General features: G+C 74.3%; 25 protein-coding genes and 1 tRNA gene. 17 read left to right on the forward strand and 9 right to left on the reverse strand.

The window, feature by feature from the left end:
- Window positions 1-119: 119 nt before the first annotated feature.
- Window positions 120-1,457 (forward strand): arylsulfotransferase family protein, encoded by a 1,338-nt coding sequence (locus tag ACI79A_RS17495; RefSeq protein WP_457085032.1) that lies wholly within the window; start codon window positions 120-122, stop codon window positions 1,455-1,457.
- A gap of 25 nt (window positions 1,458-1,482) precedes the next feature.
- Window positions 1,483-1,559, forward strand: a tRNA-Ile gene (locus ACI79A_RS17500).
- A 55-nt stretch (window positions 1,560-1,614) separates the two neighbouring features.
- On the opposite strand, the gene ACI79A_RS17505 is transcribed toward ACI79A_RS17500, so the two are convergent.
- Window positions 1,615-1,800 carry a hypothetical protein gene (locus ACI79A_RS17505; protein WP_457085033.1) on the reverse strand — a complete coding sequence of 62 codons (186 nt, stop codon included), beginning with the start codon at window positions 1,798-1,800 and terminating at the stop codon, window positions 1,615-1,617.
- A 119-nt stretch (window positions 1,801-1,919) separates the two neighbouring features.
- On the opposite strand from ACI79A_RS17505, the gene ACI79A_RS17510 reads away from it, so the two are divergent.
- Window positions 1,920-2,300, forward strand: coding sequence for a hypothetical protein (locus ACI79A_RS17510; protein ID WP_457085034.1), 381 nt, complete (start codon window positions 1,920-1,922; stop codon window positions 2,298-2,300).
- A gap of 7 nt (window positions 2,301-2,307) precedes the next feature.
- Here the strand turns inward: ACI79A_RS17510 and ACI79A_RS17515 are convergent, their stop codons facing one another.
- The gene (locus ACI79A_RS17515) at window positions 2,308-2,640 is read right to left on the reverse strand and encodes a hypothetical protein (RefSeq protein ID WP_457085035.1); all 333 of its coding nucleotides are present in this window, start codon (window positions 2,638-2,640) and stop codon (window positions 2,308-2,310) included.
- Between the two features lie 76 nt (window positions 2,641-2,716).
- Window positions 2,717-3,316 carry a TetR/AcrR family transcriptional regulator gene (locus ACI79A_RS17520; RefSeq protein ID WP_457085036.1) on the reverse strand — a complete coding sequence of 200 codons (600 nt, stop codon included), beginning with the start codon at window positions 3,314-3,316 and terminating at the stop codon, window positions 2,717-2,719.
- A gap of 135 nt (window positions 3,317-3,451) precedes the next feature.
- On the opposite strand from ACI79A_RS17520, the gene ACI79A_RS17525 reads away from it, so the two are divergent.
- Genes ACI79A_RS17525 through ACI79A_RS17535 form a run of 3 tightly spaced genes read left to right on the forward strand, consistent with a single transcriptional unit; the run spans window position 3,452 to window position 8,825 of the window.
- Entirely contained in the window at window positions 3,452-4,756 is a 1,305-nt protein-coding gene (locus ACI79A_RS17525) for an MFS transporter (protein WP_457085037.1), read from the forward strand.
- On the forward strand, window positions 4,753-6,552 hold the full coding sequence (locus tag ACI79A_RS17530) for a glycoside hydrolase family 3 protein (protein WP_457085038.1): 1,800 nt from the start codon (window positions 4,753-4,755) through the stop codon (window positions 6,550-6,552). The genes ACI79A_RS17525 and ACI79A_RS17530 overlap by 4 nt, the downstream gene beginning before the upstream one ends.
- Entirely contained in the window at window positions 6,549-8,825 is a 2,277-nt protein-coding gene (locus ACI79A_RS17535) for a glycoside hydrolase family 3 C-terminal domain-containing protein (protein ID WP_457085039.1), read from the forward strand. Before ACI79A_RS17530 ends, ACI79A_RS17535 begins: the two co-directional genes overlap by 4 nt.
- A 77-nt stretch (window positions 8,826-8,902) precedes the next feature.
- Here ACI79A_RS17535 and ACI79A_RS17540 read toward each other — a convergent pair whose 3' ends face one another.
- Together ACI79A_RS17540 and ACI79A_RS17545 are read right to left on the reverse strand one after the other, a co-directional pair.
- Complete coding sequence (locus ACI79A_RS17540; RefSeq protein ID WP_457085040.1) at window positions 8,903-9,778, reverse strand: TIM barrel protein; 876 nt, start codon at window positions 9,776-9,778, stop codon at window positions 8,903-8,905.
- Between the two features lie 128 nt (window positions 9,779-9,906).
- On the reverse strand, window positions 9,907-10,686 hold the full coding sequence (locus ACI79A_RS17545) for a hypothetical protein (RefSeq protein ID WP_457085041.1): 780 nt from the start codon (window positions 10,684-10,686) through the stop codon (window positions 9,907-9,909).
- A gap of 59 nt (window positions 10,687-10,745) precedes the next feature.
- Between ACI79A_RS17545 and ACI79A_RS17550 the strand changes: the two genes are divergently transcribed.
- The 5 genes from ACI79A_RS17550 to ACI79A_RS17570 all read left to right on the forward strand — a co-directional run bounded on the left by ACI79A_RS17550 (window position 10,746) and on the right by ACI79A_RS17570 (window position 14,359).
- Window positions 10,746-12,482, forward strand: a complete 1,737-nt coding sequence (locus tag ACI79A_RS17550; protein WP_457085042.1) for a carbon starvation CstA family protein — start codon at window positions 10,746-10,748, stop codon at window positions 12,480-12,482.
- Window positions 12,479-12,883 carry a hypothetical protein gene (locus ACI79A_RS17555; protein ID WP_457085043.1) on the forward strand — a complete coding sequence of 135 codons (405 nt, stop codon included), beginning with the start codon at window positions 12,479-12,481 and terminating at the stop codon, window positions 12,881-12,883. Before ACI79A_RS17550 ends, ACI79A_RS17555 begins: the two co-directional genes overlap by 4 nt.
- A gap of 192 nt (window positions 12,884-13,075) precedes the next feature.
- Window positions 13,076-13,231: a hypothetical protein gene (locus tag ACI79A_RS17560; protein ID WP_457085044.1), complete on the forward strand. Its 156-nt coding sequence runs from the start codon at window positions 13,076-13,078 to the stop codon at window positions 13,229-13,231.
- Between the two features lie 42 nt (window positions 13,232-13,273).
- The gene (locus ACI79A_RS17565) at window positions 13,274-13,774 is read left to right on the forward strand and encodes a DUF2505 domain-containing protein (protein WP_457085045.1); all 501 of its coding nucleotides are present in this window, start codon (window positions 13,274-13,276) and stop codon (window positions 13,772-13,774) included.
- Between the two features lie 99 nt (window positions 13,775-13,873).
- Entirely contained in the window at window positions 13,874-14,359 is a 486-nt protein-coding gene (locus ACI79A_RS17570) for a GAF domain-containing protein (RefSeq protein ID WP_457085046.1), read from the forward strand.
- Here the strand turns inward: ACI79A_RS17570 and ACI79A_RS17575 are convergent.
- Complete coding sequence (locus ACI79A_RS17575; protein WP_457085047.1) at window positions 14,349-15,377, reverse strand: ion channel; 1,029 nt, start codon at window positions 15,375-15,377, stop codon at window positions 14,349-14,351. The genes ACI79A_RS17570 and ACI79A_RS17575 overlap by 11 nt on opposite strands.
- A 52-nt stretch (window positions 15,378-15,429) precedes the next feature.
- Entirely contained in the window at window positions 15,430-16,989 is a 1,560-nt protein-coding gene (locus ACI79A_RS17580; RefSeq protein WP_457085048.1) for a lytic murein transglycosylase, read from the reverse strand.
- 315 nt (window positions 16,990-17,304) lie between these two features.
- On the opposite strand from ACI79A_RS17580, the gene ACI79A_RS17585 reads away from it, so the two are divergent.
- Both ACI79A_RS17585 and ACI79A_RS17590 read left to right on the forward strand, forming a co-directional pair.
- Window positions 17,305-17,814, forward strand: a complete 510-nt coding sequence (locus ACI79A_RS17585; protein WP_457085049.1) for a mycothiol transferase — start codon at window positions 17,305-17,307, stop codon at window positions 17,812-17,814.
- A gap of 27 nt (window positions 17,815-17,841) precedes the next feature.
- Window positions 17,842-19,071, forward strand: coding sequence for an acyl-CoA dehydrogenase family protein (locus tag ACI79A_RS17590; RefSeq protein WP_457085050.1), 1,230 nt, complete (start codon window positions 17,842-17,844; stop codon window positions 19,069-19,071).
- A gap of 1 nt (window position 19,072) precedes the next feature.
- On the opposite strand, the gene ACI79A_RS17595 is transcribed toward ACI79A_RS17590, so the two are convergent.
- A complete protein-coding gene (locus ACI79A_RS17595; protein ID WP_457085051.1) occupies window positions 19,073-19,327 on the reverse strand; it encodes a hypothetical protein in 255 nt (84 codons plus the stop codon).
- A gap of 98 nt (window positions 19,328-19,425) precedes the next feature.
- Between ACI79A_RS17595 and ACI79A_RS17600 the strand changes: the two genes are divergently transcribed.
- Window positions 19,426-19,728, forward strand: a complete 303-nt coding sequence (locus tag ACI79A_RS17600; protein WP_457085052.1) for a hypothetical protein — start codon at window positions 19,426-19,428, stop codon at window positions 19,726-19,728.
- Window positions 19,729-19,740: 12 nt separating this feature from the next.
- Here the strand turns inward: ACI79A_RS17600 and ACI79A_RS17605 are convergent, their stop codons facing one another.
- Window positions 19,741-20,046, reverse strand: a complete 306-nt coding sequence (locus tag ACI79A_RS17605; RefSeq protein WP_457085053.1) for a hypothetical protein — start codon at window positions 20,044-20,046, stop codon at window positions 19,741-19,743.
- A gap of 152 nt (window positions 20,047-20,198) precedes the next feature.
- On the opposite strand from ACI79A_RS17605, the gene ACI79A_RS17610 reads away from it, so the two are divergent.
- The 3 genes from ACI79A_RS17610 to ACI79A_RS17620 all read left to right on the forward strand — a co-directional run bounded on the left by ACI79A_RS17610 (window position 20,199) and on the right by ACI79A_RS17620 (window position 22,358).
- The gene (locus tag ACI79A_RS17610; protein WP_457085054.1) at window positions 20,199-21,224 is read left to right on the forward strand and encodes an SDR family oxidoreductase; all 1,026 of its coding nucleotides are present in this window, start codon (window positions 20,199-20,201) and stop codon (window positions 21,222-21,224) included.
- A gap of 193 nt (window positions 21,225-21,417) precedes the next feature.
- Entirely contained in the window at window positions 21,418-21,861 is a 444-nt protein-coding gene (locus ACI79A_RS17615) for a PPC domain-containing DNA-binding protein (RefSeq protein WP_457085055.1), read from the forward strand.
- A gap of 77 nt (window positions 21,862-21,938) precedes the next feature.
- Entirely contained in the window at window positions 21,939-22,358 is a 420-nt protein-coding gene (locus tag ACI79A_RS17620; protein WP_457085056.1) for a PRC-barrel domain-containing protein, read from the forward strand.
- Window positions 22,359-22,521: the final 163 nt, after the last annotated feature.

Raw genomic sequence — 22,521 nt, forward strand, 5'->3', positions numbered from 1 at the left:
GCGGACACGCCCGGCAGATCGCAGCGGCAACGTGCCTCGCACTGCTGCTGACCTCCTGCGGCTGGGGTGAGGAGGCAACCTCGGAAGCGGCGGCGAGCACCGGTCCGGCGCTGGAGTTCGTGAGCCGCCCCGACCTCGTCGCCCCCGATCTGGACATCGACCAGCGCGGGCCGGCACGCGCCTCCGACGGCTCCCTGGTGTTCCTGGGGCCCAAGAGCGAGGGCGCACCGCTCACCGGGGTGCTGATCGTCGACGACGCCGGGGAGCCGGTCTGGATCCACCCCACCGACGGGCGCGCCTACGACGTCCGGGTGCAGACCTTCCGCGGCGAGCCGGTGCTCACCTGGTGGCGCGGCGAGAGCCCTGTCGTCGGGCTGGGAGCCGGCGAGTTCGTGCTCGTCGACGAGTCCTACGAGGAGATCGGCACGGTCACCACCGGCGGCGACCTCGACCCCGGCCAGGCCGACTTCCACGAGGGACGGCTGACCGACCGGGGGACGATGCTGCTCACCGCCTACGTCAAGCAGGAGCACGACCTCACGCCGGTGGGCGGCCCCGAGGACGGCTGGATCTGGGACGGCGTCGTCCAGGAGGTGGACGTCGCCACCGGCGAGGTCGTCCTCCAGTGGAGCGCCCTGGACCACGTGCCGCTGGAGCAGACCCGGAGCGAGCTGCCCGAGGACGGCGGCACCGAGGAGAAGCCGTTCGACTGGTTCCACGTCAACTCGGTCGCCGAGGACTCCGACGGGTCGCTGCTGGTCTCCGCGCGCAACACCTGGGCGGTCTACGACGTCGACCGGGCGACCGGTGCCGTCGAGTGGACGCTCGGTGGCGAAGCGAGCGACTTCGACCTCGGCGAGGGCGTGGAGTTCGCCTGGCAGCACGATGCCGAACGCCAGGCCGACGGCACGCTGACGCTCTTCGACAACCAGTCCGAACCCGACATCGGCCCGACGTCCCGCGGACTGCGCCTGGCCCTGGACGAGCAGGCGAGAACGGCCACCGTGGTCACCGAGTACCTGCCGCCCGACCCGGACCGGCTGGCCGGCAGCCAGGGCAGCTTCCAGCAGCTGCCGGACGGCAGCGTCCTGATCGGCTGGGGGTCGCGGCCGTTCTACTCGGAGTTCGCCGCCGACGGCACGCTGCGCTACGACGCGGCCCTCGGCGGCGGGGACAACTACCGCATCGATCGTGCCCAGTGGACCGGCCGGCCGGACACCGATCCCGATGCGGTGCGGGAGGCCGGCAGGGTGCACGTCAGCTGGAACGGCGCCACGGAGGTCGCCGCCTGGCGGCTCCTGACCGGGAACGACGAGGAGAGCGCGGTGGCCGGCGACCCGGTGCGGCGCACCGGCTTCGAGACGGCGGTCCCGGTGGACGGCGACCCGGCGTACGTGGCCGTGGAGGCGCTGGACGCCGACGGTGCCGTGCTGGGCAGCACCGTGCTGGGCGACTGAGGGCGACCGCTAGCGTGAACGCCCTGGGGCGGTAGCTCAGCCGGTCAGAGCATGGGACTCATAATCCCTGGGTCGTGGGTTCGAGCCCCACCCGCCCCACCACCGCGCCGCCGTCACGAGCGCGGCCCTCGGTCCGGCGATCGTCGGACCGTGGCCGTCAGCTGCGTCCTGGCGAGTGCTCCGGCTGGACCACCGACCGCGGGAACGGGCTCTCCTCGACGGTGAACTGCCCGAAGGTGGCGAACAGCATCAGGGCGGCAACGGCCCCCACGGTGAGCAGCGACGCCATCACCTGCCTCGGCTGGCTGAGCGGCGGCGTCGGGCGGTCCTGGGGTCGGGTCACCCGTGGATCTCACCCCCTGATCGTCACGCCGGGTAGCCGCGGGCTCCGGGTTCCCCCGACCCGGGGTCATCCCACCGGGTCGACACGAAAGCGTCGGTGTCGGCGGGCAGGCTGACGTCATGGTCGCCTTCTTCGTCCCCCGCGCCGCCGACGCCGAGCAGGCCGAGCGGCTCTACGACGCGCTGGCGGAGTTCGCCGGCTGCGAGCCCGCCCCGGCCGGCGAGCGGGTCCGCGCGATCACCTTCACGCAGGACGACGCCCGGTGGACCGCCGAGGTCGGCGAAGAGCTGCGCGGCGAGCGCACGACCAGGCTGCTGCGCCGCGGGGAGGTGCTCGAGCACACCGAAGAGCTCACCTCGGCGTCCCGGGTGTTGGCGATCTACCCGGGGTCGCCGTTCACCGTGGTCACCGACGCCCAGCCCATCACCGGCGCCGCGTCGGAGTGGGCCAACCCGTTCACCGCCAGCCCCGACCAGGTCACCCGCTTCGACCGGCGGTGAGACCGGCTCAGGTCGCGACCACGGGCCGCGCCGCGCGGGCCTCCCGACTGAGCAGCGGCACCACCGCCAGCGCCAGCAGGCCGTAGAACGCGGCGAGCTGTCCCCCGATCGGCCACGCCAGCAGGAGGAAGCTGCCCAGGAACAGCAGGTGGAGGGTCAGCAGCACCACCCACGCCACCCGGCTCCCCCGCCAGGCCAGGAAGGTCAGCACCGCATCCACGGCCAGCCACGGCAGCGGGAACGAGCCGCCCGGGTCGCCGGGCAGCTGCGCCACCAGCAGCGCCGCGGCGTACAGCCCGCCGAACCACAGGTACGGCGCGCGCACCGTCAGCCCGAGCATGGGCACACCCTGGCCGGGTCCACCTCGCGGCGCAAGCTCCCGGGCCGTGCACGGACACCCACGCACGCGCGCGCCGCTACAGCGGGTCGACGAGCATGCCGTTCACCCAGTGGCGCAGCTCCGCGGCCATGTCGGTGGAGTCGCGGTCCAGCAGCCACTGCACCTGCAGCCCGTCGGTCAGCGCGATGACCCCGGCCGCTGCAGCCCGGGGGTCGACCCCCGGTCGGAGCTCGCCGGCCACCGCCACGGCCTCGAACGCCCCTTGCAGCACGGCGCGCACCCGTGCGTACCGCTCCCGGAAGTAGTCGTGCGCCGGGTGGCCGGCCGCCGTCGCCTCCGCGGACAGGACGCAGTAGAGCTCGACGATCCCGGGGCGCCCGGCGTTCGCCGCGACGAGCGCGATGAGCCGGCGGAGCACCTCGAGGCCGTGCGCCGACTCGAAGCCGAACTCCTCGACGTCCCGCTCCTCACGGTGCGCGAGGACCGCGGCCAGCAGCTCCTCCTTGCCGCCGAAGTGGTGCAGCAGCGCGACGTGGGAGATGCCTACCCGCTGCGCGATCTCCCGGACCGAGGCCGAGCGGTAGCCGACCTCGCCGAACAGCGTGATCGCGGCGTCGAGGATCTCGGCGCGGCGGGCGCGACCCTTGGCGTACCCCCGGGTGGACGGAGCCGTCATGCCGACCTCCTCCGGATCCAGTCGGGACGTGGTCACACGATCCTCCCAGGCGACAAATCTTTACCGGCTGGTAAGTATTGGTCTACCGTCCCCGCCACGGCGACCAATGGAGGTCGCACCGGACCGGGAGTCGTCATGACCGTCCCCCCGCACGAGCCCGTGCTCACCGCCGCCGCCGAGGCGGCGACCCCGCTCCCCGTCAAGGAGCCGGCCGGCCGTGAGCCGGCGGCCTACCTGCCGACGCTCGCCCTGACCAACTTCGGCGTCTACATCGCGCTGCTGACGCCGGTCATGCTGACCATGGCGCTGAAGGTCCAGCACCTGGTCGGTGAGGAGCGGCAGGCGTCGGTGCTCGGCACCGTCCTGGGCGTCGGCGCGCTGTTCGCACTCGTCTGCAACCCGCTGGTCGGCCGGCTGTCGGACCGCACCACCTCACGGATGGGCATGCGCCGGCCCTGGATCGTCGGCGGAGCGATCGGCGGGTTCCTCGGCCTGCTCCTCGTCGGCACCGCCAGCAGCGTGTGGATGCTGCTGGTCGGCTGGTGCATCGCCCAGGCGCTGCTCAACGGCACCCTGGCCGCGGTCAACGCAACGCTGCCCGACCAGGTCCCCGAGCACCGCCGCGGCCTGGCCTCCGGGCTGGTGGGCATCGGCATCCCGTTGGCGATCCTCACCGGTTCGCTGATCGCCAACCTGTTCAGCTCCGACGTCACCCGTTTCGTCGCGCCGGCTGCCCTCGGCCTGCTGCTGTCCTTCCTCTTCGCCGCCCTGCTCAAGGACAAGGTGCGCGCGAGCAAGCCCACCGAGCGCTTCGGCCCCCGGGAGTTCCTCGGTTCGTTCGTCTTCGACCCGCGCAAGCACCCGGACTTCGGCTGGACCTGGCTGTCCAAGTTCCTGGTGATGTTCGGCTACGCCGGCATCGCCACCTACCTGCCCTACTTCCTGCAGAGCCAATTCGGGCTGGAGGAGTCCCAGGTGGTGGCGACCGTGCTGGCGGCGAGCGCGGCCAGCGCCGTGGCGATGGTCGTGTCCAGCGCGGCCGGTGGCTGGCTGTCCGACCGCGCCGGCAAGCGCCGTCCGTTCGTGGCCGCCGCGGGCGGGATCATGGTCCTGGGGCTCCTGCTGCTCGCCTTCGCGCCGAGCGTCGGCGTCGTCGTCCTCGCCCAGGGGATCATCGGGTTGGGTGCCGGCTCGTTCATGTCGGTCGACCTGGCGCTGGCCACCCAGGTGCTGCCCGACCCCGAGGACACCGCGAAGGACCTCGGGGTGCTCAACATCGCCAACGCCCTCCCCCAGTCGCTGGCTCCCCTCATCGCACCGGCGGTGATCGCGCTCGGCGAGGGGACGGCCCTGGGCGGCTACCCGACCTGGTACGTCTTCGGCGCGCTCGTCGCGCTGGCCGGTGCGCTCGCCGTCTACCGCGTCCGGTCGGTCCGGTGACCGCGATCCAGGAGGCCATCTACCGGGACCCGCAGGCCCCGGTCGCCGACCGGGTCGAGGACCTGCTCGCCCGCATGGCGCTGGCGGAGAAGGCCGGCCTGATGTTCCACACGATGCTGACCGTCGGTCCGGACGGCACGCTGCCCGAGGGCAACCCGGCGTTCGGGCTGCCCTCCGCGCAGGAGATGGTCGTCGGCCGCTCGATGACCCACTTCAACCTGCTCGGCGCCGCCCCCACCGCCCGGGAGCTCGCCCGCTGGCACAACCGGCTGCAGGAGCTGGCGGCGTCGACCCGGCTGGGCATCCCGGTCACCGTCTCCACCGACCCGCGCAGCGCGTTCACCGACAACCCTGGGACTGCGGCGATGGCCGGCCCGTTCGCGCAGTGGCCGGAGCCCCTGGGCCTGGCCGCGATCGGTGACCCGGAGACGGTGGCGCACTTCGCCGACACGGTTCGCCAGGAGTACCTGGCCGTCGGCCTGCGGGTGGCGCTGCACCCGCAGATCGACCTGGCCACCGAGCCGCGCTGGTCGCGGATCAACGGCACCTTCGGGGAGGACGCCGAGCTGACCTCCCGGCTCGTCCTGGCCTACGTCCGTGGCTTCCAGGGCGAGCAACTGGGGACGACGTCGGTCGCGACCATGGTCAAGCACTTCCCCGGCGGCGGCCCGCAGCTGGACGGCGAGGACCCGCACTTCGCCTACGGCCGGGAGCAGGTCTACCCCGGGGGCGCCTTCGAGCACCACCTCCGCCCGTTCGAGGCGGCGTTCGCGGCGGGAGCCGCGCAGGTGATGCCCTATTACGGCATGCCGGTGGGCACCGAGTACGAGGAGGTGGCCTTCGGCTTCAACCACGGGGTGATCACCGGCCTGCTGCGCGAGCGCTACGGCTTCGACGGGATCGTCTGCACCGACTGGGGCCTGCTCACCGACGCGGTGATCATGGGCCAGGAGATGCCGGCCCGGGCCTGGGGTCTGGAGCACCTCACCCCGCTGGAGCGGGCCGAGCGTGCGCTGGCGGCCGGCGTCGACCAGTTCGGCGGTGAGTCCTGCCCCGAGCTGGTGGTCGAGCTGGTGGAGTCCGGCCGGGTGCCGGAGGCGCGCATCGACGTCTCGGTGCGCCGGCTGCTGCGGGAGAAGTTCGTGCTCGGCCTGTTCGACCAGCCCGCCCTCGACGAGGACGCCGCGGCGGCCACTGTCGGTCGGGCGGAGTTCCGGGCCGCCGGTGCGGCCGCCCAGCGGGCCGCCCTCACCCTGCTGACCAACGGCCGGGAGGGCGCGCCGCTGCTGCCGCTGGGCCGCGGGCTGCGGATCTACGTGGAAGGCGTCGACCCCGCCGTCGCCGGCCGGTTCGGCGTGGTCGTCGACTCCCCCGCGGACGCCGACGTCGCCGTCGTCCGGCTGGAGGGGCCGTACGAGCCGCGACCCGGCGGCTTCGAGGCCTTCTTCCACGCCGGGTCGCTGGAGTACCCGGCCGAGGAACGGGCTCGGATCGAGCAGCTGTGCGCCACGGTGCCCACGGTGGTCGACGTCCACCTGGACCGCCCGGCGGTGCTCCCGGAGATCGCCGGCGCCGCGGCGGCCCTGCTGGCCAGCTTCGGCTCCAGCGACGACGCGCTGTTCGACGTGCTCTTCGGGGTGGCGGCCCCGCGTGGCCGGCTGCCGTTCGACCTGCCGTCCTCGACCGCCGCGGTGCTCGCCAGCCGCACCGACGTCCCCTTCGACACCGCCGATCCGCTGTTCCGGTTCGGCACCGGCCTGACCTACGACCTGCCTTTTGGAGGCGCATCCGCATGACCCTGGTCGACGCAACGCGCACCCGGCTCGACGTCCCCGCCCTGCTCGCCCAGCTGACCCTGGAGGAGAAGGCGTCGCTGTGCTCGGGCTCGGACTTCTGGCACACCCAGCCGGTGGAACGGCTCGGCATCCCGGCGGTGATGGTCACCGACGGCCCGCACGGGCTCCGCAAGCAGGCCGGGTCCGCCGACCATGTGGGCCTGAACGCCTCGGTGCCGGCCACCTGCTTCCCGACAGCCGCCGCGCTCGGCTCCTCCTGGGACCCACAGCTGCTCCAGCGGGTCGGGGCTGCCCTCGGGACGGAGACCCGCGCCGAGCAGGTCGCCGTCCTGCTCGGGCCGGGGATCAACACCAAGCGCTCCCCGCTGTGCGGCCGCAACTTCGAGTACCTGTCGGAGGACCCGCTGATCAGCGGGGTCCTCGGCGCCGCCCTGGTCCGCGGCATCCAGAGCCAGGGCGTCGGCACCTCGCTGAAGCACTACGCGGCCAACAACCAGGAGACCGACCGGCTGCGGGTATCCGCGGAGGTGGACGAGCGCACGCTGCGCGAGATCTACCTGGCCGGGTTCGAGCGGGTGGTCACCGAGGCGCAGCCGTGGACGGTGATGTGCTCCTACAACCGGGTCAACGGCACGTACGCCTCCGAGCACCCGTGGCTGCTCACCGAGGTGCTGCGTGACGAGTGGGGCTTCGACGGCGTCGTCGTCTCCGACTGGGGCGCGGTCAACGACCGGGTCGCCGGCCTGGCCGCGGGCCTGGAGCTGGAGATGCCCGCCAGCGGCGGGGCCACCGACGCGCAGATCGTCGCCGCGGTGCGGGCCGGAGAACTGGACGAGGCGGTGCTCGACCGGGCGGTCGAGCGGCTGCTGACCCTGGTGGACCGGACGTTGCCGGCCGTCGTCGACGGTGGCCGGTTCGACCCCGCCGCCCACCACGCGCTGGCCCGCGAGGTGGCCGCCGAGTGCGCGGTGCTGCTGAAGAACGACGCCGACCTGCTCCCGCTGGACCCGGCCGGCACCGGCACGATCGCTGTCATCGGCGAGTTCGCCCGCACCCCCCGCTACCAGGGCGCCGGTAGTTCGCAGGTCAACCCCACCCGGCTGGACGACGCGCTCGCCGCGATCCGCGAGGTGGCCGGGGACCGCGTCACCTTCGCCGCCGGCTTCGGCGTCGACACCACCGCCGACGACGAGGCGCTGCGCGCCGAGGCAGTCGCCGCCGCCCGGGACGCCGGGGTCGCCGTGGTCTTCCTCGGCCTGCCGGCCAGCTACGAGTCCGAGGGGTTCGACCGGGAGCACATCCAGCTGCCGAAGAACCAGGTGGCCCTGTTGCGCGCGGTGGCCGAGGTCAACGATCGGGTCGTCGTGGTGCTGGCCAACGGCTCGGCGGTGCAGGTGTCGGACTGGGAGCAGCACGCCCGCGCCGTCCTGGAGGGGTGGCTGCTCGGGCAGGCCGGGGGCGCCGCCGTCGCCGATCTGCTGTTCGGCCGGGTCAACCCGTCCGGGCGGCTGGCCGAGACGATCCCGCTGCGGCTGGAGGACAGCTCCGCGCACCTGAACTTCCCCGGGGAGTTCGGGGTGGTGCGGTACGGCGAGGGGGTGTTCGTCGGCTACCGGGGCTACGACGCGAGCGCGCAGCAGGTGAGCTATCCGTTCGGGCACGGGCTGTCGTACACGACGTTCGGCTGGTCGGACCTGGCCGTGACCGTGCACGGTGCCGAGGCCGAGCACCCGGTGACCGTGGCGGTGACGGTGACCAACACCGGTGACCGCCCCGGCAAGGAGGTCGTCCAGGTCTACGTGGGCGACCCGGTCAGCCAGGTCGCCCGCCCGGTGCGCGAGCTGAAGGCCTTCACCAAGGTCGACCTGGCGCCGGGGGCGTCGCAGCGGGTGGAGCTGGCACTGACCCGGCGGGACCTGAGCTACTGGCACCCCGTGCTGCGGGACTGGGTGCTCGAAGGTGGGGAGTTCGACATCGCCGTCGGGGCGTCATCGCGGGACCTGCGGCTGACCGGGACGGTCACCGTGGAGACCCCGCCGCTGGCGTTGCCGCTGGATGACGACTCGACGCTCGACGAGTGGCTGGCGCACCCCGCCGGCGGCCCGCTGCTGGCGCCGCTGGTGGCCGGCGCCGGCGGGATGCTGGCCGACCCGGAGCTGCGCAAGATGATCGGCAGCATGCCGATGCGCAAGCTCGCCACCTTCCCCGGGTCCCCGGTGACCCTCGAGGTGCTGGCCGGGTTGCGCGCCCAGCTGGACGACACGGCCGCCTGACCTCCGGGCGGCCCGGGGACTCAACCCCCGGGCCGCCCGGATGGACCGGTGGACACGCGGCGCGCGGCGCGCGGCGCTCAGCTCGGGCTGTCGCTGACCGACCCCACTGCCGCCTCGGCCTTCCGGACCAGCTCGATCGCCTCGGCCGCCGCCCCGTCGGCGTAGGGCTCCCGCCAGATGGCGAGCAGGTCGCTCGCCTCGCTCGACAGCACCGACCGGGAGAACGCCTCCAGCCCCACCCGTCCGCCGTACCCGGCGCCGATCGCCGCGCGGACGACCGCCTCGACGTCGACCGAACCGGCCGACAGCGGCCCCCGGCCGGACTGGCCCAGCTCCAGGTACCCGAGGACCGGCGCCGTCTCCCGGACCGCGCCGAGCATGTCGGCCTCCTCCACCGCCATGTGGAAGGTGTCCAGGTGCACCCGGAGGTGCGCCGACCCGCTCGCGGCCACGAAGTCCCGCGCCTGCCGGGCGGTGTTGATCAACGCCGACTCGTAGCGGTTCAGCACCTCGAAGGTCATCGCCACGCCCCGGTCGTGGGCATGGTCGGCGACGGTGCCGAGCTGGGCGGCCTCGGTGTACTCCGACGTCGAGGCCGCCGTGCAGCGCGCGGTCGACGTCTTCGGCAAGCTCGACGTCATCTTCAACAACGCCGGCATCGCCGGGGCAAGGCGCTGCTCGACCACGACGACCTCGGCCCGGCCACCCCTCCACCACCACCGCGGTTCGGCCTGGTCGGGGCGGTCATCGCGCTGGTGCGCCTGCCGTTCGACCTGCTGGTCCTGTTCGGTTACCTGGTGCGGCAGGCCCCGCTGCTGATCCAGGACGTCCGCAGCACGGTCAACGGCGTCGCCCGGCTCGTGCAGCACGGCGAGCAGGAAGGCGCCCGCCGCGAGCTCCTCGATGAGCTCGCCCGCGCGGCGCGCGCGGACAACGCCGGCGCGCTCGCCCACCTGCTGCGCTCGGCCGGCGACCTGTCCGAGGCACGGGCCGAGCTGACCCGGCTGCGCATCGAGGCGGCGCGGGCCGGCGACGCCGGCGCCCTGCGCGACGACGCGGCCTGCCCCCCCCCCCCCGCCGGTCAGGCGTGCCCGGCGTCCCGGAGGGCGGCGAGGCAGGTCCGGTGCAGCGCTCGCTGCCGGCGTACCCGGGCCAGCAGCCCGGGCGTCGGCTCCAGCTCGCGGCCGGCCGCCGGCGTGACGTCGGTCAGCCGCCCGTCGGCCAGCCGCCCGGTGGTCACGTGCACGGTCCACCGCTCGGCGTCGGGCACCGAGACCTCCTGCCCGACGAGCGTCGCCGGGCCGGTCGTCGCCGGGGCACCGTCGAGCACCAGCGGATCGGCGCCCCACTCCCCCACCCGCACGGTGCCGGCGTGCAGGCCGCCGTCGTCGACCGCGAGGACGGCGTCGGCCGGCCCGTCGCGGCGTCTCGTCGGGACGACCCGGACGTCCTCGAGCACGAGGACGAGCCGCGGCAGGTACCACCAGTGCTCCCGGCGGAGCATCGCCGAGTCGGCCAGCGCCCGGGACGGCGGGTGCTTGCGCAGCTCCTGCGGCAGCAGCTCGTCGGTGAACAGGCGGCCGTCGCCGTCCTCGACCAGGGTGCACCGGCCACTCAGCGCGAGCGGCTCCCAGCCGGGCCCGGTGAGCCGCGGATCGGAGAGGACGAGCGCCGCGGCGCCCGCGGCGGCGACGCTGCGGGCGGCCGCCACCTGCGCCCACGGCAGGGCCACGGCCGGTCGCTCGCCGAGCAGCAGCGGGACCACGCCGAGTGCTCCGGGCGGGCTGCCGGGGCGTCGCCAGACCAGCTCGGCGAGGCCGGCGGCGCGAATCGCCCGCGTCGGAGTTGTGCGCTCTGTCACGTTCACTGTCTACTCTGCGGGCCTGCGGCCGCTCGGGCCGCCCTGCGCTGGAGGTCGCCGTGCCCGCAGTCGTCGTGGCCGCCGTGGTCGGGGTGCTGTTCTTCCTCGGGTACCGGTACTACTCCCGCTACCTGGCCCAGAAGGTGTACGTGCTCGACCCGGCGTTCGTCACGCCGGCGCACGAGTTCAACGACGGCGTGGACTTCGTGCCCACCAACAAGCACGTCCTGTTCGGCCATCACTTCACCTCCGTCGCGGGGGCCGCGCCCATCGTCGGCCCGGCGATCGCGGTGTTCTGGGGGTGGGGGCCGGCGCTGACCTGGATCGTGCTGGGCACGATCTTCGCCGCCGGCGTGCACGACTTCGGCTCGCTGGTCGTGTCGGTGCGGCACAAGGCCCGCAGCATCGGCACCCTCGCCGGGGAGGTCGTCAACGGCCGCGCCCGGGGCCTGTTCCTGGCGATCATCTTCTTCCTGCTGACCCTGGTGAACGCCGTCTTCGCCGTGGTCATCGGCAACCTGTTCGTGAACAACCCCGGGGCGGTCATCCCGATCGTGGTGGAGATCCCGGTCGCGATGGCCATCGGCCAGTACATCTACAAGACCCGCTCCTCGGCGCTCATCCCCTCGATCGTCGGGGTGCTGATCCTGTACGCGCTGATCCTGGTGGGCAACGCGTTCCCGATCTCCCTCGACGGGCTGGCCGAGACGCTCGGGTTCGAGCAGACCCGCAACCTCTGGGTGATCCTGCTGTTCGTCTACACCTGGGTCGCCTCCCGCATCCCGGTGTGGGTGCTGCTCCAGCCGCGCGACTACATCAACAGCCACCAGCTGTTCATCGCCCTGGGCGTCATCTCCCTCGGCGTGATCGTCGGCCTGAACACCATCCAGGCGCCGGTGGTCAACGACGTCCCGGAGGGCTCGCCGAGCTTCTTCCCGTTCCTGTTCATCACCATCGCCTGCGGCGCCATCTCCGGCTTCCACTCGCTCGTCGCCTCCGGGACGACCTCCAAGCAGCTGGACCGGGAGACCGACGCCCGGTACGTGGGCTACATGGGCGCCGTCGGCGAGGGCTCGCTGGCCACCGGCGCGGTGCTCGCCGCCACCGCGGGCGTGGCCGCCTCCCAGGCCGAGTGGGAGGCGCTCTACCCCGACTTCGCCACCGCCAGCGGCGGCGCCACCGGCAACTTCGTCAACGGCGTCGCGGTCTTCGCCAACAACCTGGCCGTCCCGCTGGACATCGCCACCATCTTCGCCGCGGTCGTGGTGATCAGCTTCGCGGCCACCACGATGGACACCGGCGTGCGGCTGCAGCGCTACGTCGTCCAGGAGATCGGTGAGCTCACCGGCATCCGGGTGCTGGCCCGCAACCTCACCCTCGCCACCACCATCGCCGTGCTCATCCCGCTGGGGATGGCGCTGCTCCCCGGCGGCGGCGAGGCCGGCTACACCTTCGGCGTGCTGTGGCAGCTGTTCGGAACCACCAACCAGCTCACCGCCGGCCTGGCGCTGGCCGTGATCGCCGTGTGGGTCACCCGCCGCGGCCGCAGCCCGGTGGCGGTGCTGATCCCGCTCGTGTTCCTGCTGCTGATGACCTCGTGGGCGCTGCTGGTGAACCTGCGCAACTTCGTCCGCGACGACCAGTGGGTGCTGGCCCCGCTGGACGCGGTCATCTTCCTGCTGGCCCTGTGGCTGATCGTCGAGGCCGCGCTGGCGCTGCGCGCCGCGTTCCGTGACCGGCGGACGACGGCGGGTGCCGAGGACCGGTCGGCGGCCTCCCAGGAGGAGCCGCGGTGAGCCCGCGGGTCGTGCTCGTCCGCGGTGCGCGCGGCCCGGCCGGGGGCGGGTGCTGCAGCGGGGACGTGCGCCCCTTCGACGCCGGCGGGCACGCCCACCCGGGCCACCGGGGCACGAGCAGCAACGACCCGGTCGGTGCGGTCTACCGCGCCCTGCGCGGTGGACTGCCCGACGAGGTGGCCGTGGAGGTCGTCTCCCCGTCCAACTGGCTGTGGCTGGTGCCCGCCCTGGTGGGCGACGGGCGGCGCCGGGGCCTGCGGGGCGCCGCGCTGCGGCGCTCGGTGCGCGCCGGGCTGGCCGTGGAGTCGCTGATCGCCGACGGCGCGGTGCTGGCGTCTGGCCGGCTGCCCCCGCCCGCCACCGCCCTCTCCGCTGCACGCGCGGAACTGGGACTCCCCTGAGCGCCACCCCGGCGGTGGACGTTTCTCGCGCCGACCGGCGGTTATCGACGCACTGGTGACCATCCACCAACTCCCGCTGCAGCGGCTCATCTGGCGCCGGCTGTTCGAGCCGGTCTCACCGCGGAGGACGCGGCTCAGCGGACCGAGGGGACGCTCTCCAAGGAGGCGATCCGGGGGTTGGTCGCAGGGAGCATGTCCGTCTACGTCAGCGACCGGGTGGCTCGGGCGCTGGCCCGGTCGCTCGGCGTCCCCGAGTACCGCGTGCGCCGTGCGGCAGGGCTCCCGGTGATCGAACCCGCCGGAGTGCGCACCCGGCCCCACCTCCGGATCGTCGGCCGGGACAACTGAGCCGCGGAGCGCGGTCCCAGCCGGCCGGCGGCAGGATGAGGTGTGCCCTTCGACCTGAGCGAGCGCTACCCGGCCGCCCCGGACACGGTGCTGGCCGTGCTGACCGATGAGTCGTTCCTCCGCGAGCGTGCGGCCGCGCTCGGCGCCCAGGTGCAGGACCTGACCGTGTCCGCCGACGGCGACCGCCCCCGCACGGAGGTACGGCTCTCGGCGCCGACCACCGGCATCCCCCCGGTGTTCGCCCGCTTCGTCGGCGACCGCGTGTCCGTCCTCGAACGCACCGCCTGGACACCGGACGGCGCCGGTGGTCACCGCAGCGACCTGGACGTGCAGGCCGAGGTGTTCGGCCGCATGGTGCGGGTCACCGGTGAGCGGCACCTGCTCCCGGACGCTGCCGGCAGCCGCTCGACGGTGACCGGCGAGGCCTCGGTCGACGCCCCGCTGATCGGGCGGCAGGCGGAGGCCGCCGTCCGGGAGCTGGTCGGTGTCGTGCTGCGGCGCGAGGACGAGGTGCTGCGCCGGCGACTGCGACTCGAGAACTGATCGCGGTCGGCCGCTGACCCAGCGTGTGGACCCGGCTGTACCGGATCCCGAGCGGCCGGGGGCATTGACGTGCGGCCGGGCGCGGGACCAAGGTGCCGCATGCGCCCTCTGGTGGTCGACGACCTCGCGCCGTTCGACGACTGGCCCGCGGCCGTCCGGGCCTCCCTCACCCACCTGCACCGGACCGTCGGGCTCGACGTCTGGATGCTGACCGAGGTGACCGGGACCGAGCAGGTCGTGCTGCACGCCCATCCCCGCGAGGCCGTCCCCGCCGGAACGTCCTTCCCGTGGGAGCAGACCTTCTGCCGGGCGATGGTGAGCGGCACCGGGCCCCGGGTCGCGACCGTCACCGCCGCCGTCCCGGTCTACTCCCAGCTGCTGGCCGGCCATCCCGGCCGGATCGCCGCCTACGTCGGGGTGCCGCTGGTGACCCGCTCCGGCGAGCTGTTCGGCACGCTGTGCGGGTTCTCCGCGCGGGCTCAACCGCGCACCACGGCGCGCTTCCTGCCCACGGTCGAGCACACCGCCCGGCTGCTCAGCACGCTGCTGCCCGCCGACTCGCCCGGCGCGCCGGTCAGCGGCTGAGCAGCTCCCGCGGCTCGATCCGCCGGCGCCCGATGTAGTAGAGCGTCATCCCCTCCGGCACCGGGGTGTCCCACGGCGGGCTGACCGCCAGCTCGCCACCGTCGCGCACCGCCAGGACCGTCGCGCCGAACTCCCGACCCAGGTGCGTCTGGCAGTCGCCGAAGGCGGCGAACCGGTGGCCGGCGGGCAGCCGCACCGAGTAGGTGTTGCCGTGCCCGCCATGGCTCATCACGTCGGTGTAGACGTCGGTGATGCCCGGGTCCAGCGCCTCCTCGGTGAGCAGGTAGGGCATGTGCCACTGCACGCAGGCGATCCGCGGGTCGACGTAGCGCAGGGCGTCCCGGCGGCCGAGGTCACGCAGCGCGGCCACCATGTGCGCGTCGGAGTTGGCGTGGTCGGCAGCGAGCGCGATCGCCAGCGTCTCGTTGTCGTCGCGCCCGTCGACGATGACCGTCCGCGCGCGGGCGACGCATGCCCGGGTCATCACGTCGATGCCGGTCAGGTCGCCGCGGACGAAGGAGACCGTGGTCTGCTCGGGCACCGGGTGCTCGGCGACGTCCTCCCACGCGCACAGCACGATCTCCCCGCACCCCTCGGTCACCAACTCGGTGAGGATCCGCTCGGTGCGTCCCGGGGTGTACCCCAGCACGACGACGTGGTCGGTCAGGTCCAGTGCCACGACACCTCTCAGGCGTTTGCCGCGGACCGTCGACAGATAGTCGGACAGCCGCGTGAACAGCAGGGTCAGCGTGACGATCCCGCCGACGATGACGTACGTGCCGACGACGTGGCCGGCGGTGGACACCGGGAACAGGTCGCCGTAGCCCACCGTCGCCGCGGTGACCACGAAGTACCACCAGTAGTTGCCCGGCGCGGCGATCTCGCTGCCCGGGGGCTCGACCAGCGCCATGGCCAGCCAACTGGTGAGGAAGACGACCACGATGACCAGCAGCGGCAGCCGCCAGCCGTGCAGCCGGCTGCCCACCACACGGGTCAGCCGGGAGAGGAAGAAGAACACGGGCCTCCTGCCGGGTCGGACGCTCGGGGCAACCTAGCGCCCCGAGCCCCGGTCAGTCCTCCGGCGGCACCTCGCACGGCCGCGTCGGCAGGCCCGGCAGTTCGGCGAGCACCGCCAGCAGGTCCCCCAGGTCGGCGCCGACGACCACGGTGAGCTGAGGGACGTCGGCCTCGTGCACACGTCCGGCCAGCCCCAGTGCCTCGGCGAGCACCCGGGCTTCGTCCTCCCGGCCGGCCGGAAACTCCAGGGCCGACTCCGCCCGGGCGTCGGTGAGCGCCACGGACCCGACGACGGCGCCGTCCTCCCGCAGTTCCGCGGCGAACGCCTCCGCGGTCACCGGCTCGCCGGAACCGTCACGGACGTCGACGGTCCACGACTCGGGGTCGCACGCCCCGGGCGCCGGCGAGGGGGTGGGCTCCGGGCCGGGCGTCGGCTCGGGAGTGGGCTCCGGGCCGGGCGTGGGCGTTGGCTCCGGAGCGGGAGTGGGCTCCGGGCCGGGCGTGGGCGTTGGCTCCGGAGCGGGAGTGGGCTCCGGAGCGGGCGTCGGCGCACGAGTGGGCTCCGGGCCGGGCGTCGGCGCAGGAGTGGGCTCCGGGCCGGGCGTCGGCGCAGGCGCAGGCGGAGTGGGCTCCGGGCCGGGCGTCGGCGCGGGAGTGGGCTCCGGGTCCGGCGCGGGGCTCGGCTCCGGGATCGGGCCCGGCGCCGGAGCGGCGGCCGGAGCAGGCTCGGCGGCCAGCAGAACCCCCGGCGGTTCCGGGGCGGGGTCCGGCGACTCCAGGTCCGGGGCCGGCGGCGGGGCGGCCGACGCAGGGGCGGGCGGGGGCGTCGCCGTCCCCGCGTAGCCGGCGGCCAGTTCCAGCACCGAGGCGACGTAGGCGGTGGAGTGGTTGTAGGCGAACACCGCGCGGGCCTGACCGGCCAGGGTCGACAGGTCACCCCCGGCGGCGCACAGGTAGCGGGCGGCCGCGGCGGCGGCATCGTCGAGGTCGAAGGGGTCGCTGCGCCCGTCACCGTCGCCATCGGCGGCGTAGCGCGCCCAGGTCGAGGGGATGAACTGCATCGGCCCGACGGCGCGGTCGTAGGTGGCGTCGCCGTCCAGCCGGCCCTGGTCGGTGTCCCGGATCTCCGCCGTCGCCCCGGCGCCGGTCAGCGCGATGCCGACGATGCGCGGGGCCGAGGTGCCGTCGGGCTGCAGCGCCGCACCGGCGAACCGGCCGTGGTTCGACTCGACCCGGCCGATCGCCGCGACCAGCTCCCACCTGATCGCGCACGCCGCGGGTGCCTGCTCCGCCGCCCGGGTGTAGGCCCGCAGTGCCACCGCCGGGATCCCGCCGGCAGCCAGCGGTGAGCTCCCGGGCGCCTGGACGACGGGGTGGACCTCGGCTGCCGGCGCGGAGGCGGTCATCTCCTCCGCGGGCGTCGGCGGGTCCGGCGGCGACTCGGGGCGCCACGGCGGTACGTCTTCTGCGACCTGACCGCCGGAGCGCGGGAGGGAGGCGGCCCACGGCAACGGGTCGTCGGGGGGTTGCGGGGCGGCCGGCCGGGTGCTTGCAGCGCCGTCCGGCTGCCCCATGGCGATCAGCAGGCCGGCGGCCAGCCCGGCGGCGGCCACACGGCTGCCCCGGCTTCGGCACGGCCGGGGCGCAGCGTGGCGTGGCCCGCCCAGCGGCCCGTGGCCCTGGCGATCGTCCATCGGTGCACGTCCCCCACTGCGAACCCAGGCCGACCCGGGGGAACGCCCGGCGACCGCACGCGGTCTTGCGCTCCGGACGTCTCCCCCAACGCCGGCACGAACGCGACGAGGGGCACTCAACGTCGCCCCGGCCCCGGCCGCAACCCCCCGCCGCACCCATCCGGCGCGCCTCGCGCGACCCGCCGGTCGGGATGGGCCGGTTGACGCCACCCGTTCACCGGGTAGTCGGGCGGCATGCTGAGCCGTGACCTGCTGCTGACCGCCTTCGACAACGTCGCGGGTGCCGTCCGGGGTGTGCTCGACGGCCTCGACCCGGCCCTGCTGAACGAGCGGATCGACCCCGAGGCCAACACCATCGCCTGGCTGGTCTGGCACCTCGTCCGGGTGCAGGACGACCACGTCGCCGAGGTGGCCGGCCGCGAGCAGGCCTGGACCGGTGCCGGCTGGGCCGACCGGTTCGACCTCCCGTTCGACGCCGCGGCCATCGGCTACGGCTTCAGCAGCGACGACGTCGCCGCCACCCGGGTCACCGACCCGGACCTGCTGGCCGGCTACTCCGCCGAGGTGCACCGCCGGACGGCGGAGTTCGTCCGCGGCCTCACCGACCCCGACCTCGACCGCGTCGTCGACGAGCGCTGGGACCCGCCGGTGACCCTCGGCGTCCGGCTGGTCAGCGTGATCACCGACGACCTGCAGCACGCCGGGCAGGCCGCCTACCTGCGCGGCACCCTCGAACGCCGGTGAGCCCGAGCCGGGCGTAACGTCCGCCGGGTGAGCAGCGCTGCCACCACCCCGTCCGGCACCGACTTCTACGTCCTCGAGGACCTCCTGGCACCGGCGGAGGTCGAGGTCCGCGACCGGGTGCGGGAGTTCTGCGCCCGCGAGGTCACCCCGGTGATCAACGACTACTGGGAACGCGCGGAGTTCCCCTTCGCGCTGCTGCCGGGCATCGCCGGGCTGGGCATCGCCGGTGGCACCGTCCGGGGCCACGGATCGCCCGGGATGAGCGCGGTCGCGGCCGGCCTGGTGGCCCGCGAGTGGGCCCGCGCCGACGGCAGCCTGGGCACGTTCTACGGGGTGCACAGCTTCCTGGCCATGCAGTCGATCGCCATGCTCGGCAGCGACGAGCAGCAGGAGCGCTGGCTACCGGCGATGGCCCGGCTGGAGACGATCGGCGCGTTCGGGCTCACCGAGCCGCAGCACGGCTCGGACGCCGTCGCGCTGGAGACGCAGGCACGCAGGGACGGCGACGAGTACGTGCTCACCGGCGCGAAGAAGTGGATCGGCAACGGCACCATCGCCGACCTGGTGCTGATCTGGGCGCGCGACGAGAACGGCGACGTCGGCGGCTTCGTCGTCCCGAACGGCTCGACCGGCTGGACCGCGACCCGGATGACCGGGAAGACCGCCCTCCGGGCGGTGTGGCAGGCCGAGATCACCCTCGACGGCGTGCGGGTACCGGCGGAGAACCGGCTGGCCCGCTGCTCCTCGTTCAAGGACGTCGCGAAGGTGCTCGACCGCACCCGGTACACGGTGGCCTGGCGGGCGCTGGGCGTGGCCGAGGCCGCCTACGAGCTGGCGCTGGCGCACACGCTGCGGCGGGAGCAGTTCGGCCAGCCGATCGCCGGCTACCAGCTGGTGCAGGAGAAGCTGGCCCGGATGCTGGCGGAGATCACCAGCATGCAGCTGCTGTGCTGGCGGCTGTCGGTGCTGGCCGACCAAGACCGGATGACCGCGGCGATGGCGTCGCTGGCGAAGATGAACAACGCGAAGAAGGCCCGGGCGATCGTGGCCGACGCGCGGGACCTGCTCGGCGGCGACGGCATCCTGCTGGAGCACCACGTGGCCCGGCACCACGCGGACATCGAGGCAATCTACACCTTCGAGGGCACCGACCACGTGCAGGCGCTCATCGTGGGCCGGGAGGTCACCGGCATCTCCGCGATCACCGGCCGCCGGTCCGCGCCGCGGACGGCTCCCGAGCCGCCCCAGTCGATCTGACTCAACTCACCTGCTGCAGCTCCGGCGCCGTCCGCCGTCGGCACTCGGCGCAGCCGGACCGTCCGGCGCCGACCCGCTCCCACCGCTGCGACCCCCAGACCTGCACGATCGCCCCGCACACGGCGAGCTCCACCTCCCCGTCGAGCTCGTCGGCGGGGCGGTGGGCCTCCACCGCGTGCCAGGACATGGGCTGGTCGGCCGGCTGGGCCCAGGACCGGCGGTCTGGTCGGGCGAAGCCGACGGCGTAGCTGTTCACGCACTTCTGTGTGCCCCAGGCCACAACTGGTCAATCATCGCTGTCACCTGACCACCCGACGGCGCTACCGTTGGAGCGGTGAGTCGAGGAGGTGGCCAGTGGAGCCGGTGAGCCTGCTGGTGGGCGGCGCGTTGCTGGCGGCCGGCTACGTCGCCGGGCGGCTGGGCCGCCGGCGGAACGCGACGCCGGCACTGCCGCAGGCGACCTGCAGCTGCGGTCACCCGCTGAGCCAGCACGACCCGGAGCGGGGCACCTGCCACTCCGAGGTCGCCCGCGACGCCTACACCAAGCGGGGCAAGTGGGCCGGGCACACGTGGGTGGCGTGCAGCTGCCGGCAGTACGTCGGTCCGCGGCCGATCGACGAGGTCTTCGCCCCGCGCCTGCTGCCGCCGACCTCCTGACCCGTCGCCCACTCAGCCCTCGGGCTCGATGTCCCGGTCTCGGTCCAGGTCCCGGTCCCGGGCGTAGCGGCGGCGGACGTACTCGCGGACCAGCAGCCCCCCACCGGCCAGGAGCAGGAAGTTCACGGTGGCGAGCTCCCAGCCGCTGAGCAGCAGGCCCACCACCGCACCCAGGCAGCCCCACGCCACCTGGACGACGAGGTACTGACCGAACGGACGCCGGTGGAGGAAGGCGTGCGCGTCGTCGCGGGCGCGCTGCCGGTCCTGCGCCGCGGCCCGCTCCCAGCGGTCGAGCGGTGGCTGCCCGGACCCGCTCACGCGCCCGTCCCCCGTGTCGACCATGCGGATGATCATGGCGATGGGGGTCGTCCCCCGCCTCCCGGGACGTCGCGGCGGGTTTGCCCACGCCCCCCGTCGCGCACACCGACGGAGGCCAGGCGGGTCCTGGCCCACAGACGCGGAGGAGAGACGTGACCGTTTCACAGGAGTCATCCGCCGGGCGGGTGGTGGTGGTGACCGGGGCCAGCGGTGGGATCGGCCGCGCGGCCGCCGTCGCCTTCGGCCGCCGGGGTGACCGGGTGGCCCTGCTGGCCCGCGGGGAGACCGGGCTGGCGGCCGCCGCCGACGAGGTCCGCGCGGCCGGCGGCACCCCGCTGGTGGTCCCGGTCGACGTCGCCGACGCCGCAGCCGTCGACGCCGCCGCCGACCGGGTGGAGGCCGAGCTCGGCCCGATCGACGTGTGGTGCAACGTCGCGTTCAGCACGGTGTTCGCGCCCTTCGACCAGATCTCCGCCGAGGAGTGGGCCCGGGTGACCGAGGTGACCTACCTCGGGTTCGTGCACGGCACGATGTCGGCGCTGCGCCGGATGCGCCCCCGCGACCGCGGGGTGATCGTGCAGACCGGGTCGGCGCTGGCCTACCGGGGCATCCCGCTGCAGAGCGTGTACTGCGGGGCGAAGCATGCGATCAAGGGCTTCACCGAGTCGCTGCTGACCGAGCTCAAGCACGACGGCAGCAACGTGCGGGTGACGATGGTCAACCTGCCCGGGGTCAACACCCCCCAGTTCGACTGGGTGCTCAACCGCCTCCCGGAGCGCCCGCAGCCGGTGCCGCCGATCTACGCCGTGGCGCCGATGGCGGAGGCCCTGGTGCACGCCAGCGAGCACCCGCGGCGCCGCGCGTGGTGGATCGGGACGCCGACGGTCTACACGATCCTCGGCAACAAGGTGTGGCCGCAGTTCCTCGACTGGTACCTGGCCCGCACCGGCTACGACGGCCAGCAGCGGGGCGAGCAGGCGTCGTCCGACGACCCGGTGAACCTGTGGGAGCCCGCCGACGGCGCCGGCGGGCGGGACTTCGGCGCCCAGGGGAGCTTCCCGCACCAGGCCCGCAGCCGGGACCCCCAGATCTGGGCGAGCCGCCACCACGGGGCGCTCGCCGCCGTCGGCACCGGAGTGCTGGCCACCGCGCTCGCGGCCTGGCGCCGCGGCCGGTGACCGACCCGCCGGGTGCGGGTCCGTGTTGAGCCGGCGCCGCGGCGGGTAGGTGCTTCAGGACGTCGCCTCCCACGGAGCGGGGCCGACGTCACGACCGGCGCCGGAAGCGGCCCGATCACGACCGCTCCCGGCCGAGCCACCGTGCCCGGCCGCATGCGCGACCTCGCGTCCGGCCGGGCGGAGGAGGAACGACGTGCAGACGTCCGCTCTCACCGACGGCCCGCCCCGCCAGCACGCCGTCGTCTTCAGCACCGGCGAGGAGGTCGTCGCCGGCCTCACCGACTGGGCCACCGAGAACCGCCTCCCGGCCACGTCGTTCACCGGCATCGGCGCCTTCTCGGAGGCCACGCTGGGCTTCTACGACCTGGACGACCAGGAGTACGCCGAGATCCCCGTCACCGACCAGGTCGAGGTCCTCGCGCTGACCGGGGACATCACGCTCGACGGCTCGGGCGGGTGGCAGGTGCACGCGCACGCCGTCTGCGGCCGACGGGACGGCTCGACGATCGGCGGCCACCTGCTGCGTGCCGTGACCCGCCCGACCCTCGAGCTGGTCCTGACGACGAGCCCTGCCCACCTGCATCGCCGGCACGACCCGGCATCGGGGCTGGCCCTCATCGACCCCGGCAACGGCTGAGGGGCCGGCCGCGCACGGCAGCTCACCGTCCACCACCGAGGACGGCGGAGAACACGACGAGACAGCTGAGGAGAGAGATGACCGCCACGAACACCCCAGGCCGCCTGGTGCCACTGAGCGAGACGGACCGGACCATCGCCGACCCGGCCGCTGACGTCCGTGCACGCTCGGCCGTCGACAGCAGCGGCGAGGAGATCGGCACGGTCGAGGACCTCCTCGTCGACGACGAGGAGTGCCGCGTCCGGTTCCTGCAGATCGGCTCGGGCGGGTTCCTGGGCATCGGGAAGGACCGGTTCCTGGTCCCCGTGGACGCCGTGACGTCGGTCCAGCCCGACCAGGTCCAGATCGACCGGGACCGCGCCCGGATGACCGACGTCCCCGCGTATGACCCCGAGGTGACCCGCGACCCGGCCTACTACGAGGACGTGTACGGATGGTGGGGCTACGGCGCGTACTGGGGCCCCGGGTACCTCTACCCGCGCTTCCCGCAGCTCTGAGCCCGGCGCTCCAGCCGGCAGCCCCCCGACCGGAGCGCGGGGGGGGGGGGGGGGGGGGGGGGGGGGGGGGGGGGGGGGGGGGGGGGGGGGGGGGGGGGGGGGGGGGGGGGGGGGGGGGGGGGGGGGGGGGGGGGGGGGGGGGGGGGGGGGGGGGGGGGGGGGG

The organism is Modestobacter sp. SYSU DS0657 (assembly GCF_054050925.1).